We start from the raw sequence: 16,235 nt of genomic DNA on the forward strand, positions 1-16,235 counted from the left end.
GCAAGCGCCGCAATCGGTTGCTTCCCAGGCCTGCATACATGGCGGGGCGCCGCAGGATGTGCGCCAAGCCAACGGCGATCGGCTATTGCGCTGACCCTTCGCGGGCAATAGCCGTTGCCAGTGGCGCGGTTCAGATATGCAATGCATGCCCCAATGCGCGCAGCGCCGCTTCCTGTACAGCTTCGCCCAAGGTGGGATGAGCGTGGATGGTGCCGGCGATGTCCTCCAGGCGCGCGCCCATTTCCAGAGACTGGGCAAACGCCGTGGACAGTTCCGAGACCGCCACCCCGACCGCCTGCCAGCCGACGATGAGGTGGTTGTCACGCCGCGCCACCACCCGTACGAAGCCGCTCTTGGCCTCCAGGCTCATGGCCCGTCCATTGGCGGCGAACGGGAACTGCGCGACCAGGCAGTCCAGACCCTGTTGGCTGGCCTGCTCGGGCGTGGTGCCGACCACCACCACCTCGGGGTCGGTGAAGCACACCGCAGCGATCGCGTTGGGCTCGAAGCGGCGAGTCTTGCCGGCGATGATCTCGGCGACCATCTCACCTTGAGCCATGGCGCGATGGGCCAGCATCGGCTCGCCGGCGACATCGCCGATGGCCCAGACATTTCGCATGCTGGTCTGGCAGCGTGCGTCGATGGCGATTGCCGTGCCGTTCATCTTCAGGTCCAGGCATTCGAGGTTGTAGCCTTGGGTGCGGGGACGGCGGCCCACGGCCACCAGCACCCGATCGGCCTCCAGGCGCAATTGTCCGCCTTGACCGTCGCGGGCCAGCAGGCAGCCGTCGGCGTAGCCCTCGACGCTATGCCCCAGATGCAGCGCAATGCCCAACTTCTTCAGCGATTCGGCCACTGGCGCTGTGAGTTCGCTGTCGTAGGTCGGCAGGATGCGCTCGCGCGCTTCGACCACACTGACCTGCGCGCCAAGCTTGCGGTAGGCGATGCCCAGCTCCAGGCCGATATAACCACCGCCGACCACCACCAGGTGGTCGGGTAGGGTTGTCGGGGCCAACGCTTCGGTGGACGAAATCACCGCTTCGCCAAAGGGCAGCATTGGCAGCTCGACGCTGTTCGAGCCGGTGGCCAACAGCAGGTGCTCGCACTGGATGCGCTGGCCGTCGACCTCGACATGTTTGCCGTCGAGGATTTTTGCCCAGCCTTGCATCACCTTGACGCCATGCTTTTTCAACAGCGCCGCGACGCCAGTGGTCAGGCGGTCGACGATGCCGTCTTTCCAGGCCACGCTCTGCCCGATATCCAGGCGCGGTGAGGTGACGCTGATGCCCAGGGGCGACTGGCCGGCCTGATGAGTCGCCTGATGGAACTGCTCGGCCACATGGATCAGCGCCTTGGAAGGTATGCAGCCGATGTTCAGGCAGGTACCGCCGAGGGCCTGGCCCTCGACCAGCACCGTGGGGATACCCAATTGCCCGGCGCGGATGGCGGCCACGTAGCCGCCAGGGCCGCCACCGATGATCAGCAGGGTGGTGTCGATGATCGGTTGCATGGTCACTCCACGAACAGGCAGGCGGGTTGTTCGAGCAGACCGCGTACGGCCTGGATGAACAAGGCGGCATCCATGCCATCGACCACCCGGTGGTCGAACGAGCTGGACAGGTTCATCATCTTGCGCACGACGATCTGGCCGTCGATCACCATGGGCCGCTCGACGATGCGATTGACCCCGACGATCGCCACTTCTGGCGTATTGACCACCGGCGTGCTGACGATGCCGCCCAGGGCGCCGAGGCTGGTCAGGGTGATGGTCGAGCCGGACAGCTCCTCGCGGCTGGCTTTGTTGGTGCGCGCCGCTGTGGCCAGGCGCGAGATTTCGCCGGCATTGGCCCATAGACTGGCGGCCTCGGCATGGCGCAACACTGGCACCATCAGGCCGTTGTCGCCCTGGGTGGCGATGCCAACGTGTACTGCGCCGTGGCGGGTGATGACCTGGGCTTCGTCGTCATAGGTGGCGTTGATCTGCGGGAAGTCGCGCAGGGCGACCACCAGCGCACGCACCAGGAACGGCAACAGGGTCAGTTTGCCGCGGCTGTCGCCGTGCTTGGCATTGAGTTGCTGGCGCAGGGCTTCGAGGGCGGTGACGTCGATCTCCTCGACGTAGCTGAAATGCGCGACCCGGCGCTTGGCGTCCTGCATGCGCTGGGCAATCTTGCGGCGCAGGCCGATGACCGGCACCTGCTCGCTGTCGGTACGCTTGGCGTAGCCACCAGGAGCTTGCCCGGCAGTGCTCTGCGCCTTGCTCATGAAGGCGTCGAGGTCTTCGTGCAGGATCCGCCCGGCCGGGCCGCTGCCATGCACGTAGCGCAACTCGATACCGGCATCCAGCGCGCGCTTGCGCACGGCCGGCGATGCCAGCGGTTTGTCGCCCGGCTGGCGCGGTACGATCGGCGCGGCGACAGTCTCGGCAGGCGCTTGGCAGGCCGCCGGCTGAGGTTGCGTTGGTCGTGCTTGCGGCTTGGCCGCTTCACTGGGAGGAGCGGCCTCGACGGGCTTGGCCTGGGGGATGTCGACGTGGTTGCCGCTGCCTTCGACCTCGATGCGGATCAGCTCGCTGCCTACGGCCATCACTTCCCCGGGCTGGCCACCCAGGGCCAGCACCTTGCCGCTGACCGGTGAGGGAATTTCCACGGTGGCCTTGTCGGTCATGACATCGGCCACCACCTGATCCTCGGCGATGACGTCGCCGACCTTGACGAACCATTCCACCAGTTCGACCTGCGCGATGCCTTCACCAATGTCCGGCATCTTGATGACGTGTGTGCCCATTCAGACCTCCATGACCCGTTTCAATGCCGCGCCGACCCGCGACGGCCCTGGGAAGTAAGCCCATTCCTGGGCGTGCGGATAGGGCGTGTCCCAACCGGTGACGCGTTCGATCGGTGCCTCGAGATGGTGGAAGCAGTGCTCTTGGACCAATGCCACCAGTTCGGCGCCGAAACCGCAGGTGCGGGTGGCTTCGTGGACCACCACGCAGCGACCGGTCTTGCGTACCGAGTCGACAATGGTCTCCAGGTCCAGCGGCCACAGGCTGCGCAGGTCGATGACTTCGGCGTCGACGCCGCTTTCCTCGGCGGCTACCTGGGCGACATAGACCGTGGTGCCGTAGGTCAGCACGGTGACATCGTTACCTGGCCGAGTGATCGCCGCCTTGTCCAGCGGCACCGTGTAGTAGCCATCGGGTACCGCGCTTTGCGGATGCTTGGCCCAAGGCGTCACGGGACGTTCGTGGTGGCCGTCGAAGGGGCCGTTGTACAGGCGCTTGGGCTCGAGGAAGATCACCGGATCGTCGCACTCGATCGAGGCAATCAACAGGCCTTTGGCGTCATACGGGTTGGACGGCATCACCGTGCGCAGGCCGCAGACCTGGGTGAACATCGCCTCGGGGCTCTGGCTGTGGGTCTGACCGCCATAGATGCCGCCGCCGCAGGGCATGCGCAGGGTCAGTGGGGCGATGAACTCGCCGGCAGAGCGGTAGCGCAGGCGTGCCAACTCCGAGACGATCTGATCGGAGGCAGGGTAGAAGTAGTCGGCAAACTGGATTTCCACGACCGGGCGCAAACCATAGGCGCCCATGCCCACGGCCGTGCCGACGATACCGCTTTCGGAAATCGGCGCGTCGAACACCCGCGATTTGCCGTACTTGTTCTGCAAGCCTTCGGTGCAGCGGAACACGCCGCCGAAATAGCCGACGTCCTGGCCGTAGATCACCACGTTGTCGTCGCGCTCAAGCATGATATCCATGGCCGAGCGCAGGGCCTGGATCATGGTCATGGTGGTGGTGGCCATGGCGGTTTCCGGATCGATGCTGTTGGTGTGGTCGTTCATCTCAAACCCCCAGTTCCTGGCGCTGACGGCGCAGGTGGTCAGGCATGTCCTTGTACACGTCCTCGAACATCGAGGCGGCGCTGGGGATATGGCCGTTGGCAAGGGTGCCGTATTGCTCGGCTTCCTTCTGCGCTGCGACCACGGCGGCTTCGAGCTCGGCGGAGGTGGCTTGATGCTCTTCCTCGGACCAGTGCCCGATGTTGATCAGGTGCTGCTTCAGGCGGGCGATCGGATCGCCCAGTGGGAAGTGGCTCCAGTCATCGGCGGGGCGGTATTTGGACGGGTCGTCGGATGTCGAGTGCGGCCCGGCACGGTAGGTGACCCATTCGATCAGACTTGGCCCCAGGCCCCGACGGGCGCGTTCGGCGGCCCAGCGGGAGGCGGCGTAGACGGCGACGAAGTCGTTGCCGTCGACCCGCAGCGAAGCGATGCCGCAGCCCACCCCGCGACCGGCGAACGTGGTGGCTTCACCCCCGGCGATGGCCTGGAAGGTGGAGATCGCCCACTGGTTGTTGACCACGTTGAGGATCACCGGTGCACGGTAGACATGGGCGAAGGTCAGGGCGGTGTGGAAATCGGATTCGGCGGTGGCACCATCGCCGATCCAGGCCGAAGCGATCTTGGTATCGCCCTTGATCGCCGAGGCCATGGCCCAGCCGACCGCCTGGACGAACTGGGTCGCGAGGTTTCCGCTGATGGTGAAGAAGCCGGCTTCGCGTACCGAATACATGATCGGCAATTGGCGGCCCTTGAGGGGGTCGCGTTCGTTGGACAACAGCTGGCAGATCATATCCACCAACGACACGTCGCGGGCCATCAGGATGCTTTGCTGGCGATAGGTGGGAAAGCACATGTCGGTGCGGTTGAGTGCCAGGGCCTGGGCGCTGCCGATGGCTTCCTCGCCGAGGCTTTGCATGTAGAAGGACATCTTCTTCTGACGTTGCGCGACCACCATGCGACTGTCGAAGATTCGCGTCTTGAGCATGGCGCGCATGCCCTGACGGAGCACCTGCGGGTCGATGTCCTCGGCCCATGGGCCCAGGGCGTTGCCCTGTTCGTCGAGCACGCGGATCAGGCTGTTGGACAGATCGGCGGTGTCGGCGGCATCGACGTCGATGGGAGGTTTGCGCACTTGACCGGCGTCGTTCAGACGCAGGTAGGAGAAATCGGTCTGGCAGCCTGGCCGGCCTGTAGGCTCGGGCACATGCAAACGCAGGGGGGCGTACTCGTTCATGCTGTTTACGCTCGCTCGAATGTTGTTTTTGTGAGCTTTGAAACGGTCGCTGCTGGCTGCCGGCTCGTGACTGGCAGGTCAGCGTTGATTACATCTTAGAGGGACGGCGGAAGAATTTTTCTCTCATGTTGGTTGCCTTTGCTCGCGAGCGCAGATAAACATTCCTCATAACCAGAAGAAACCGGTGAATTTGTCTCATGCGTAAGCTCGACCGTACCGATATCGGCATCCTCAACAGCCTTCAGGAAAACGCGCGCATCACCAACGCCGAGCTGGCGCGTTCGGTCAACCTGTCGCCGACTCCCTGCTTCAACCGGGTCAAGGCCATGGAAGAGCTCGGTGTGATCCGCCAACAGGTGACATTGTTGTCGCCGGAAGTGTTGGGGCTGGATGTGAATGTGTTCATTCATGTCAGCTTGGAAAAGCAGGTCGAGCAGTCGTTGCATCGCTTCGAGGAGGAGATCGCCGAACGGCCAGAGGTGATGGAGTGCTACCTGATGACCGGTGATCCGGATTACCTGCTGCGGGTACTGTTGCCGAGCATCCAGGCCCTGGAGCGGTTTCTCGATTACCTGACGCGACTGCCGGGCGTGGCCAATATTCGCTCGAGCTTCGCCTTGAAGCAGGTGCGCTACAAGACTGCGTTGCCGTTGCCTGCCAATGGGATGACGTTGCGGGAATAGGCCGGCCCAGACAAACCCGGCGGCTCAGGCCTGATCGCGACACAACCGCTACTGGACGCGCCCTCGTGTGGTTATTTTGCCGTTCAAGGCCTGCGTCGTCGGTGATTTGCTTTTATGCTTGGCTGCAACCCATTCGCCACCTGACCCGGGAGCCTCAAGGGACGTATGCGAAACATCTGGAAGTCTTTTCGCTCGCTGTATTTTGCCGCCCTGATGATGCTGATCGGCTCGGGTCTGTTGAGTACCTACCTGGCGCTGCGCCTGGCCGCTGAGAACGTCGACAGCCTGTGGGTCGGTGCATTGATGGCGGCCAACTATTTCGGCCTGGCGGTGGGAGGGAAGGTGGGTCACCGCTTGATTGGCCGGGTCGGACATATCCGCGCCTATGCCACGTGCGCCGGCATCGTCGGTGCTGCGGTGCTCGGCCATGGCCTGACCAGTTGGCTGCCGGCCTGGGTCGGGCTGCGGATGATCGTCGGCCTGGGCATGATGTGCCAGTACATGGTCCTGGAAAGCTGGCTCAACGAACAGGCTGACGCCAAGCACCGTGGCGCGGTGTTCAGCGGCTACATGATCGCCTCCTACCTGGGACTGGTGCTGGGCCAATTGATCCTGGTGGTGCATCCACAGTTGGGCCCGGAACTGCTGATGCTGGTCGCCATGTGTTTCGCCCTGTGCCTGGTGCCGGTGGCGATGACCCGGCGCATTCACCCGGCCCCTTTGCGCCCGGCACCGATGGAGCCGAAGTTCTTCATCAAGCGTGTGCCGCAGTCCTTGAGCACGGTGCTGGGGTCGGGGCTGATCGTCGGCTCGTTCTATGGCCTGGCGCCGCTGTATGCCTCCAGCCAGGGGTTGCCGACCGAGCAGGTCGGTCTGTTCATGGGTAGCTGCATTCTTGCCGGGCTGGTGGTGCAGTGGCCACTGGGCTGGCTGTCCGACCGTTATGACCGGGCGGTGCTGATTCGCGGCGTGGCGGTGGGGTTGGCGGTGGCTTCGGCGCCTTTGGCGATGTTGCCCAGCGTACCGATGGCGTTGTTGTTCGGCATCGGCTTCGTCATTTCGCTGCTGCAGTTCTGCCTGTATCCCTTGGCGGTGGCGTTTTCCAATGACCATGTGGAAAGCGAGCGGCGCGTTTCGCTGACGGCCATGCTGCTGGTGACCTATGGGGTCGGGGCGTGCATCGGGCCGCTGGCGGCCGGGGTATTGATGAAGTACCTGGGGGCGCAGATGCTGTACGCTTTCTTCGTGTTTTTCGCCTTGGTTCTGGTGTGGCGGATTCGGCCTAAGGCTGTCACCGGCCTGCACCAGGTGGACGATGCGCCGCTGGGCCACGTCGCCATGCCGGCGGCCGGCTCGCCGCTCTCGGCGGCCCTCGACCCGAGGGTCGATGAGCAGACCGTGCAAGATGTGATGCAGTCGCCGGTAGCGGCGGAAGACACCGAGGCCGAGGAGCAGGCCGAGCCGACCGAGACGCAGGCGGAGGAGGGGGGCGGCAAATCGGTATGAGACAGGGCAGTTCAGCGTAAACGAAAACGCCACCCGATCGGGTGGCGTTGCGGTTTGTACGAGGTGATCAGTAGTCGTCCTTGTCGAACCGCCGCGCTTCTCGCTGCAGCTGGTACACCAGGCTTTCGATCCGGCGTTGGGCCTGGCCATTGAGGTTGTGGAAGCGCACGCCGGCGAAGGTCGTGTTGATACGCTCTTCGAAGTGCAGGTGGCGCAGCTCGACCATGATATCGGTCAGGCCCAGCGGGTTGCCGGCCTTGAAGCGTTCATACACCTGGCCCAGTTGCAGGCGCTCCTCGACATTGCCGTCGAAACGCAACTTGCAGCCGGTGGCGGAGATGTCCAGCAGTTTACCACGTAGCGCACCATTGCCCTTGAGGTGGGCACCGTCGAGGATGATGTCGAGCAGTTGCGACAGCTTCAGGGCCGCACGAAAAGCGTTGCGGCGCTGGTGATAGGTCATTTCTTCAGGGAGCCCGCCGCGGTAGCAGCGATGGCCGTCGATTTCGGTGATCTTCAACTCGCTGTGGCAATCCCAGGCGATGCGCACGCCATCATGGAAGCCTTCGACACGGAAGGGCTCGCCGTTCTCGATGAATTTTTCGCCGTCGCGAGGGATCAGTTCGTCCAGCGCCAGACAGTTACTGTCGCGATCGACGTGCACCACGTAGCTCTGGAACCGCTGGCTGCGCTCAGGGAAGGTGATGATCAGCGGATCATGGCTATCCATCAACTGGCGCAGGTTGGCCACGATCTCCAAAGGAGTGGTAAGCACCTTTGGCGGCTGCGGGGCATCGGTTTCATTGAACACGGGTAATCAATCTCCAGGCAAAAGCGACACACGCAAGTAACGGCATTTTGCCAGTATGTTCCGTGTCTTGAATAGGGAAAATCACACCTGGCTGAGCGCCCGGGGCTTGGCCAGCAGGGAAGTGGCACCACGGCTGTCGTAGAGCGACGGCGCATCGCCACCCATGAGGATACGGATCTGGTTGGCCGTGGAGCGTTGTTGAACCTGAATGATGTTGCCGTTGGTTACGTTGACCTTTTGGCAGGCATCGATCAGTTGGCTCAGGGTTTCAAGCTGTTGCAGGATCGCCGGGCCGTTGGTCGACTGGGCTGCGACAGCCTCGACCCCGGCATGGTCGGCGCTGAGACCGAGGCTGGTGAGCAACTGCCGGCGCTGCCGCCCGTGCTGTTCGAGCAGAATGATCAATGACTGCTTGCGCGCCAGGATCTGCTCCAGCAGCACCATGTTACGGCCATGCAGGGCAACCGACTCCTGGTTCAGGAGGTCGAGCAGTTCCTGGGTGGGCGCAATGTCATTGTCGATCAATTGCAGCAGCGTAATGTCGTGCATGGCTAACTCTTGGTTCTAGCGTCCGTGAAGCCAGCGCGCCCTTAGGTCAGCGCTGGGCTTCGAAATCAAGCAGCTTGCTGGCGACCCGGTCGGCGTCGACCTTGTAGCTGCCGTCGGCGATCGCCTGCTTCAACTCCGCCACGCGGGCGCTGTTGACGACCGGCTGATCGCGCAGCTTGTCGGTGACCTGCTGCAACTGCTGGGCCTCTTGGCTCAGGTGTACGGATTCTCCGCTGGTGCTGGCGGTTTTGTTGGCCTCGACGGTTTCGCCGGTCTTTTCGGCGTTGCCGGAGGCGCTGGAACCGCGCACGCCGCCCGTGATGGACGGAGAATTATTCAAACGACTGATGTCGATGACCATGATGAGAAAACCTCTGGGTATTGGGACGCTTGCCTTGTTTTCGGCCAATCCGAAAGAAACTTTAGGGGCAAATGTAAAGCCGCCTGTCAGTCGGCGCGCGTACCCAGGTATCGACACAGTTTAGGAAAAGCGGTTCCCCGCCGCCAGCCTTCTCTACATGGCCACCTCGACCTGGCCGGGTCCGGTAACCCGGGCCTTGATCACACGTTTGGAATTAAGGTTGCGCACCCGGATCTGCTCGCTCAGGCCGCCTTTGCTCAGCGCCTCGCCGGGCATACGCACGCTAAGGCTGCCGCTGTGAGCGACGATCACGACATGATCGCCCTTGCGCACCACCTCGGCCTGTTCCAAGTGCTGCGGGGTGAGGACCTGGTCGATCACGGTCGGGCGCAACATCTTCATGCCCAGCACCTGGTCGAGCGCCGTCAGGTACCCTTGGGTCAGGGTGCCGACGTCACGCTCGCGCAGGGCGACGTCGCCTTCGCCGACGACGTTTTCCCGCTTCAGCGGCCGGGTCACCACCACCACGTCGCGAAACAGCCGTACGGTGGCGGGAACGAATACCGTCCAGGGCGCGCTGCTGTCGCAGCGTACCCGTACCGTCACCCGGCCAATCGGCGTTCCGCTGCTTTCCAGCGAGGCATCGAGCTGCCGACTGCACGCCGGCATGCGCAAGCGCGGATCCAGCGGGTTGACCTCGATCTCGTAGCGCCCCTCGGTCTGGGTAGTGGCCAGATAATCTTCGACGGTGAATTCAAGAAACCCCTGGGTGACACCGATAAGCTGTTCAGGCAAGGTGAACGCGCTCGCCAGCGTGCGGCCGGCGCAGGCCAGCAGACAAAGGGTGGCCAGCGAGCTGCACAGCACGCGCGTCAATCGTCGGGAAAATGTCGTTTTCGTGTACATGACGCTCAAAAAAGCAAAGCCCGTGCCGACTCGGTAGTAGATGGCTTTAAAAAAACGGGCTGATTCAACAGAGGAGTCTGGCATGGCTGGTGTTATGGATTCGGTCAACCAGCGCACGCAACTGGTGGGGCAGAATCGCCTGGAGCTGTTGCTATTTCGCCTCAACGGCGAGCAGCTCTACGGCATCAACGTATTCAAGGTCAGGGAGGTGCTGCAGTGCCCCGAGCTGACCGTGATGCCCAAATCCCACCGGGTGGTGCGCGGGGTGGCCAACATTCGCGGGGCGACCATACCGATCCTGGATCTGTCGATGGCGACTGGGTTGCCGGGATTGCAGGAAGAAACCCGCAACAGCTTCGTGATCATCACCGAGTACAACACCAAGACCCAGGGCTTCCTGGTGCATTCGGTCGAGCGCATCGTCAACATGAACTGGGAGGAGATTCACCCGCCACCCAAGGGGACTGGCCGTGACCACTATCTGACGGCCGTGACCCGGGTGGACAACCGCATGGTCGAGATCATCGACGTGGAAAAAGTGCTCGCCGAGGTGTCGCCGTCGTCCGAGTCGGTGTCCGCCGGGGTGGTGGATGCCGAGGTGCAGGACAAGGCCGTGCTGCTGCGGGTGCTGACCGTCGACGATTCGTCGGTGGCACGCAAGCAGGTCACCCGCTGCCTGCAGACAGTGGGGGTGGAGGTGGTGGCGCTGAACGATGGTCGCCAGGCGCTGGATTACCTGCGCAAGCTGGTGGACGAGGGCAAGCGTCCCGAAGAAGAGTTCCTGATGATGATCTCGGATATCGAGATGCCGGAGATGGACGGCTATACGTTGACCGCTGAGATCCGTAGCGATCCGCGCATGCAAAAGCTGCACATCGTCCTGCATACTTCGCTTTCGGGGGTATTCAACCAGGCGATGGTCAAGAAGGTCGGTGCCGATGATTTCCTGGCCAAGTTCAAACCGGACGACCTGGCCCAGCGTGTGGTCGACCGGATCAAAGCCACCCATTGAAACCGCCGGGGGTAGCCCCGGCACCAGTGATTGAATAGAGGCGGCAGCATTGTCTACGGGTAATTTGGATTTTGAACAGTTCCGGGTATTCCTGGAGAAAGCCTGTGGCATCCTGCTGGGCGAGAATAAGCAGTACCTGGTCTCCAGCCGTCTCAACAAGCTGATGGAGCAGCAGGGCATCAAAAGCCTGGGGGAGCTGGTGCAGCGCATCCAGACGCAGCCGCGCGGCGGGTTGCGTGAGCTGGTGGTCGATGCCATGACCACCAATGAAACGCTGTGGTTTCGCGATACCTATCCGTTCGAAGTGCTCAAGAACAAGGTCATTCCCGAGTTCATCAAGAACAACCCGGGCCAGCGCCTGCGCATGTGGTCGGCGGCCTGCTCGTCTGGGCAGGAGCCGTATTCGATCTCGATGGCCATCGACGAATTCGAGCGCAGCAACCTGGGGCAGTTGAAAATGGGGGCGCAGATCGTCGCCACCGATCTTTCAGGATCCATGCTCAACAACTGCAAGACCGGCGAGTACGACAGCCTGGCCATTGTCCGTGGCCTGTCCCAGGAGCGCCTGCAGCGTTACTTCGACGCCAAGGGTCCGGGGCGCTGGGCGGTCAAACCGGCAATTCGCAGTCGCGTCGAGTTTCGTTCGTTCAACCTGCTCGATAGCTATGCGAGCCTGGGTAAGTTCGACATCGTGTTCTGTCGCAATGTGTTGATCTACTTCTCGGCTCAGGTGAAGAAGGACATCCTGATGCGCATCCACAGCACCTTGAAGCCAGGTGGATACCTGTTCCTCGGGGCTTCGGAGGCGCTGAACGGGTTGCCCGATCATTACCAGATGGTGCAGTGCAGCCCGGGGATCATTTACCAGGCCAAGTGAGGGTGATGGCGGCGGCATGTCTCAAGGTTTGCGGCGGCCTTGCGATCGAGCGCCGCCCGCGCGGCGCTCGATTTCTGCGGCGCTGCAAATCACTAGGTGAATGACGGCGCTCGATCTCAATGCCGCAACATCCCTCCCGTCAAACACGCTGCAAGCCCCTCATCCCTCTGACGTCAATTTTTTGTTTTGCCGCTTTTGCCGCCCGGCAATTGCCGCTTTCGCTTCCTCTGGCGGAAGCACTTTGCCGCTTTTCTGGCAGCGGCGCGTCCCATGAATCCCCTGAGGCCCTGCATTCAAAGGCTTCCAGCTGTTTGGCACAAGCCTTGCTAAAGCTTGCTCAACGACACTCTGGTCAACCTTTGAAGGTTTCCCCGACATGAGCATCAGTTTCGACAAGGCACTAGGCATTCACGAGAAGGCGCTGAGCTTCCGCGCCCAACGTGCCGAAGTGCTGGCCAACAACATTGCCAACGCCGACACGCCGAACTACAAGGCGCGTGACATGGACTTTTCGGCGGTGCTCGCCGCCGAAAGCGAAAAGCAGCAGCAGGGTGGCCGTTTCGCCCTCGATCGGACCAACAGCAAGCACATCGAGGCCGAAGGGCTAGCCATGGCCGACGATACCCTGCAGTACCGCACGCCGACCCAGCCGTCGATCGACCAGAACACCGTGGATGCGCAGATCGAGCAATCGAACTACACCGAGAACGCCATCGGTTTCCAGGCCAGCTTCACCTTGCTCAACAGTAAGTTCAAAGGGCTGGTTTCGGCCCTGCGTGGAGAGTGACCATGTCCCTTGCCAGTGTCTTCAACATTGCCGGTAGCGGCATGAGTGCGCAGAACACCCGCCTCAACACCGTTGCCTCCAACATCGCCAACGCCGAGACCGTCTCGTCGAGCATCGACCAGACTTACCGCGCACGCCATCCGGTATTCGCCACGACCTTCCAGAACGCCATGGCCGGCAGCAGCCAGTCGTTGTTCGAGGATCAGGGCGAGGCCGGGCAGGGCGTCCAGGTCAAGGGCATCATCGAGGACCAGAGCAACCTCGAGGCGCGCTACGAGCCGAGCAATCCTGCCGCCAACAAGGACGGTTACGTGTACTACCCGAACGTCAACGTGGTCGAGGAGATGGCCGACATGATCTCCGCCAGTCGTGCATTCCAGACCAACGCCGACATCATGAACACCGCCAAGACCATGATGCAGAAAGTGCTGACGTTGGGTCAGTGAGAGGGATAGCCGATGACCACCACGAATGACGCTACCAGCGCTTCTGCGATCTACTCGCAATATGCCCTGGCCAGCGATAACGCCAAGACCAGTGGTACCGACACCCTGGGTAAGGATACTTTCCTGCAGTTGCTGGTAACCCAGTTGCAGAACCAGAACCCCCTCGACCCGCAGGACAACTCCGAGTTCGTCGCCCAGCTGGCGCAATTCAGTAGCCTTGAGTCGATGCAGACCCTCAATGACACCGTCGACACGTTGCTCGGCAACTACACCTCGACCCAGGCTCTGCAGGCCTCGTCGCTGGTGGGGCGTACTGTCATCGCTGAAGGCGATAGTGCCACCGTCGCGGCGGGTGTCGGCTTCAGCGGCCAGGTGGATGTCGCCAGTTCCACGACCGACCTGACCGTCAACGTCTACGACGCCGACGGCAACATCGTCAAGAACATCGACCTGGGCGCCCACAGTGCCGGGACGGCCAACTTCACCTGGGATGGCACCGACAACGATGGCCTGGCGGTGGAAGCCGGGACCTACACCATCAAGGCCACGGCCACCGTGGAGGGTGAGGAGGTCGCGCAGACTACCTATCTGCCGTCGGTGGTCAACAGCGTCACCGTTGGCAGCACCGCAGGTTCGTACACGCTCAACCTGGCGAATGGCGAGAGCATCGCGCTTTCGGACGTCAAAACCATCGGATCGTAAGCCGGGCATCGGCACAGGAGTCAAGCAATGTCGTTCAATATCGGCCTCAGCGGCCTCAATGCAGCCAGCACCAGCCTGGATGCCACCGGCAACAACATCGCCAACGTCGGCACCACCGGTTTCAAATCGGCCCGCGCCGAGTTCGGTGACCTGTACGCCAACTCCCTGTTCCTCGGGGGCGGCCGTTACACCGTGGGCAGCGGCGTGACCACCCAGGCGATCTCCCAGCAGTTCACCCAGGGCAACGTCAGCACTACCGGTGCGAGCCTGGACCTTGCCATCAACGGCAACGGAATGTTCATCACCAGCAACAATGGCTCGACCACCTACACCCGCGCCGGTGCCTTTGGTACCGACAAGGATGGCAATATCGTCGATGCCAGCGGCAACCGACTGCAGGGTTATGGTGTCAACGCCGATGGCAAGGTCGTCGAAGGCATTCTCACCGATCTCAAGGTCAGCACCGCCGCCGTCGCGCCCAAGGCCAGCACCAGCCTGAGCGAAACCCTGAACCTCAACTCGTCGGCCACAGTGCCGACCGAGACGCCGTTCGACGCCACCGACACCGATACCTACAACTACACCTTCAGCACCGACATCTACGACAGCCAGGGCAACGCCCATAGCCTGAGCCAGTACTTCGTCAAGACCGACCAGAATACCTGGACCATGTACGTCACCGTCGATGGTGTGAATCCGGCCAACCCAGCCTCCACTACGCCGTACACCGCCGACCTGACCTTCAACTCTTCGGGTGTCTTGACCGCCTCCGACAGCACCGATTTCACGGTCGACAGCCTGGGTAACCTGACGCTGACCAACTGGGTGCCTGCCGCCAAGAACGCTGCGGGCGTGATGGCCAGCAACGGTGCTTCGGCAGCCACCGGTGGCTTGACCATCGATATGTCGGCCACCAGCCAGTTCAACAACACTTCTGCGGTGACCGCCAAGTCTCAGGATGGCTATGCCCCGGGCAACCTGGCATCGCTGTCGATCGATGCCGATGGCAACCTGTTCGGTACCTACAGCAATGGTCAGTCGAAAGTCATCGGTCAGGTCGCATTGGCCAACTTCGCCAACCTCCAGGGCCTGACCCCGGTTGGCGCCACCGGCTGGAAAGAGTCGTACGCGTCGGGTGTGCCGGTAATCGGCGCGCCTAACACCGGTGTCATGGGTGATCTGACCGCAGGTGCGCTGGAGGACTCCAACGTCGACCTGACCTCGGAGCTGGTCAACCTGATCAAGGCGCAGAGCAACTACCAGGCCAACGCCAAGACCATCTCCACCGAGAGCACCCTGATGCAGACCATCATCCAGATGACCTGATGAAAACGCTCCTCAGGCTGGCGCGGGCGTTGCTGTTCGGGCTGCCCCTGGCGGCCCTGGCGGCGCCCGCGCCCTGGTACAAGTATCAGAGCATCGAGACCGGCGTGTTCATCTGCACTCAGGTCGACCCCGGCAAGGCGTTCATTCGCTTTGCCGGCCCCTTCCGCAACGCCGCCTGCCGCTGAGCGCCAGGCGGCGTTTTTTCGAGCGTCAACACGTTGCCGCCTACCGGCAAACAACCGCCGATTTGCCGTCGCGTGAGCCCGTTCGCGCGATGATGGATGGCGTCCGAGGCCCGTAAACATTGAGCGGGCGCGCTGTCGAGGTTGTTGGCCCGAGACTTGCTAACACCTCATCAGCATGTCAGTGGCGGCGAAAGTCCGTCGAGGGAGAATTGAAGTGGACAAGATGCTGTACGTGGCCATGACCGGCGCCAGCCAGAATGCCTTGGCGCAAAAGGCCCATGCCAACAACTTGGCTAACGTTTCCACCAACGGCTTTCAGCGCGACCTGGAACAGGCTCGCTCGATGCCGGTCTTCGGTGAAACCTTGCCCTCGCGCGCTTTCGCCATGACCGAGCGGCCAGCCACTGACTTCGACCATGGCCCGTTGATCGAAACCGGGCGTGAGCTCGATGTCGCGGTCGACGGCGATGGCTGGATCGCGGTCCAGGCTCCCGACGGCAGTGAGGCCTACACCCGCACCGGCAGCCTCAACATCGACGCCCTGGGCGTGCTGCGCACCGCTAACGGCATGGCCGTGCTGGGCAATGGCGGGCCGATCGCCATTCCGCCGGAAGAGCATGTCGAGGTCGGCTCCGACGGCACCATCAGCATCCGCTCGCTGGGCGAAAGCCCGTCGGTGATGGCCGAGGTGGACCGGATCAAGCTGGTCAAGCCAGACCTCGCCACCCTGAGCAAGGGCACCGATGGCCTGATTCACAGCAGTAGCGGTCAGCCCCTGGTGGCTGATGCCTCGGTGAAGGTGGTTTCCGGTTTTCTCGAGGGCAGCAACGTCAACGCCGTCGATGAGATGACTTCGATCATGGCGCTGTCCCGGCAGTTCGAGCTGCAGATCAAGATGATGACCGCCGCCAAGGAAAACGACGAATCGATGGCGCGGGTGATGCAGCTCAGCTGACGCCCGGCCCACCTAACTGTTCGAGACTGACGGCGCGCACGCCGTCGCG

The 16,235-nt window shown here is 62.5% G+C and carries 18 protein-coding genes; 10 read left to right on the plus strand and 8 right to left on the minus strand.

The features are described 5' to 3' along the window. Positions 1-130: 130 nt before the first annotated feature. The 4 genes from lpdA to E2H86_RS12775 are packed head-to-tail and all read right to left on the minus strand — an operon-like array spanning position 131 to position 5,080. Positions 131-1,510, minus strand: coding sequence for a dihydrolipoyl dehydrogenase (lpdA, locus tag E2H86_RS12760; protein ID WP_133328262.1), 1,380 nt, complete (start codon positions 1,508-1,510; stop codon positions 131-133). Between the two features lie 2 nt (positions 1,511-1,512). After that, entirely contained in the window at positions 1,513-2,787 is a 1,275-nt protein-coding gene (locus tag E2H86_RS12765) for a dihydrolipoamide acetyltransferase family protein (RefSeq protein WP_133328264.1), read from the minus strand. Further along, positions 2,788-3,846: an alpha-ketoacid dehydrogenase subunit beta gene (locus E2H86_RS12770; RefSeq protein WP_133328266.1), complete on the minus strand. Its 1,059-nt coding sequence runs from the start codon at positions 3,844-3,846 to the stop codon at positions 2,788-2,790. It lies immediately after the preceding gene. 1 nt (position 3,847) lies between these two features. Continuing rightward, positions 3,848-5,080 (minus strand): 3-methyl-2-oxobutanoate dehydrogenase (2-methylpropanoyl-transferring) subunit alpha, encoded by a 1,233-nt coding sequence (locus E2H86_RS12775; protein WP_133328268.1) that lies wholly within the window; start codon positions 5,078-5,080, stop codon positions 3,848-3,850. Between the two features lie 197 nt (positions 5,081-5,277). Between E2H86_RS12775 and bkdR the strand changes: the two genes are divergently transcribed. Continuing rightward, on the plus strand, positions 5,278-5,763 hold the full coding sequence (gene bkdR / locus E2H86_RS12780) for a Bkd operon transcriptional regulator BkdR (RefSeq protein ID WP_054891915.1): 486 nt from the start codon (positions 5,278-5,280) through the stop codon (positions 5,761-5,763). 165 nt (positions 5,764-5,928) lie between these two features. Next, positions 5,929-7,269: an MFS transporter gene (locus E2H86_RS12785; RefSeq protein WP_133328270.1), complete on the plus strand. Its 1,341-nt coding sequence runs from the start codon at positions 5,929-5,931 to the stop codon at positions 7,267-7,269. Positions 7,270-7,336: 67 nt separating this feature from the next. Here E2H86_RS12785 and E2H86_RS12790 read toward each other — a convergent pair whose 3' ends face one another. The 4 genes from E2H86_RS12790 to flgA all read right to left on the minus strand — a co-directional run bounded on the left by E2H86_RS12790 (position 7,337) and on the right by flgA (position 9,896). Continuing rightward, the gene (locus E2H86_RS12790; RefSeq protein WP_133328272.1) at positions 7,337-8,080 is read right to left on the minus strand and encodes a flagellar brake protein; all 744 of its coding nucleotides are present in this window, start codon (positions 8,078-8,080) and stop codon (positions 7,337-7,339) included. A gap of 81 nt (positions 8,081-8,161) precedes the next feature. After that, a complete protein-coding gene (locus E2H86_RS12795; RefSeq protein WP_133328274.1) occupies positions 8,162-8,629 on the minus strand; it encodes a flagella synthesis protein FlgN in 468 nt (155 codons plus the stop codon). A gap of 46 nt (positions 8,630-8,675) precedes the next feature. Next, on the minus strand, positions 8,676-8,990 hold the full coding sequence (flgM, locus tag E2H86_RS12800) for a flagellar biosynthesis anti-sigma factor FlgM (protein WP_133328277.1): 315 nt from the start codon (positions 8,988-8,990) through the stop codon (positions 8,676-8,678). 153 nt (positions 8,991-9,143) lie between these two features. Continuing rightward, positions 9,144-9,896, minus strand: a complete 753-nt coding sequence (flgA, locus tag E2H86_RS12805; RefSeq protein ID WP_133328279.1) for a flagellar basal body P-ring formation chaperone FlgA — start codon at positions 9,894-9,896, stop codon at positions 9,144-9,146. Positions 9,897-9,978: 82 nt separating this feature from the next. Here flgA and E2H86_RS12810 point away from each other — a divergent pair, with 82 nt between their 5' ends. The 8 genes from E2H86_RS12810 (at position 9,979) to flgF (ending at position 16,186) form a co-directional block, all read left to right on the plus strand. Beyond that, positions 9,979-10,908, plus strand: a complete 930-nt coding sequence (locus E2H86_RS12810) for a chemotaxis protein CheV (protein WP_133328281.1) — start codon at positions 9,979-9,981, stop codon at positions 10,906-10,908. A gap of 49 nt (positions 10,909-10,957) precedes the next feature. Further along, the gene (gene cheR, locus E2H86_RS12815) at positions 10,958-11,785 is read left to right on the plus strand and encodes a protein-glutamate O-methyltransferase CheR (protein ID WP_133328283.1); all 828 of its coding nucleotides are present in this window, start codon (positions 10,958-10,960) and stop codon (positions 11,783-11,785) included. Between the two features lie 376 nt (positions 11,786-12,161). Further along, a complete protein-coding gene (flgB, locus tag E2H86_RS12820) occupies positions 12,162-12,572 on the plus strand; it encodes a flagellar basal body rod protein FlgB (protein ID WP_133328285.1) in 411 nt (136 codons plus the stop codon). A 2-nt stretch (positions 12,573-12,574) separates the two neighbouring features. Next, positions 12,575-13,018 carry a flagellar basal body rod protein FlgC gene (flgC, locus tag E2H86_RS12825; protein ID WP_133328287.1) on the plus strand — a complete coding sequence of 148 codons (444 nt, stop codon included), beginning with the start codon at positions 12,575-12,577 and terminating at the stop codon, positions 13,016-13,018. Positions 13,019-13,030: 12 nt separating this feature from the next. Next, positions 13,031-13,720 (plus strand): flagellar hook assembly protein FlgD, encoded by a 690-nt coding sequence (locus E2H86_RS12830; protein WP_133328289.1) that lies wholly within the window; start codon positions 13,031-13,033, stop codon positions 13,718-13,720. Between the two features lie 27 nt (positions 13,721-13,747). After that, positions 13,748-15,046 (plus strand): flagellar hook protein FlgE, encoded by a 1,299-nt coding sequence (gene flgE / locus E2H86_RS12835; RefSeq protein WP_133328291.1) that lies wholly within the window; start codon positions 13,748-13,750, stop codon positions 15,044-15,046. Next, positions 15,046-15,231: a hypothetical protein gene (locus E2H86_RS12840; protein WP_133328293.1), complete on the plus strand. Its 186-nt coding sequence runs from the start codon at positions 15,046-15,048 to the stop codon at positions 15,229-15,231. The genes flgE and E2H86_RS12840 overlap by 1 nt, the downstream gene beginning before the upstream one ends. Before the next feature lie 214 nt (positions 15,232-15,445). Further along, a complete protein-coding gene (gene flgF / locus E2H86_RS12845; RefSeq protein WP_133328295.1) occupies positions 15,446-16,186 on the plus strand; it encodes a flagellar basal-body rod protein FlgF in 741 nt (246 codons plus the stop codon). Positions 16,187-16,235: the final 49 nt, after the last annotated feature.

It is taken from the genome of Pseudomonas putida (assembly GCF_004357765.1).
Classification (GTDB): Bacteria; Pseudomonadota; Gammaproteobacteria; order Pseudomonadales; family Pseudomonadaceae; genus Aquipseudomonas; species Aquipseudomonas putida_U.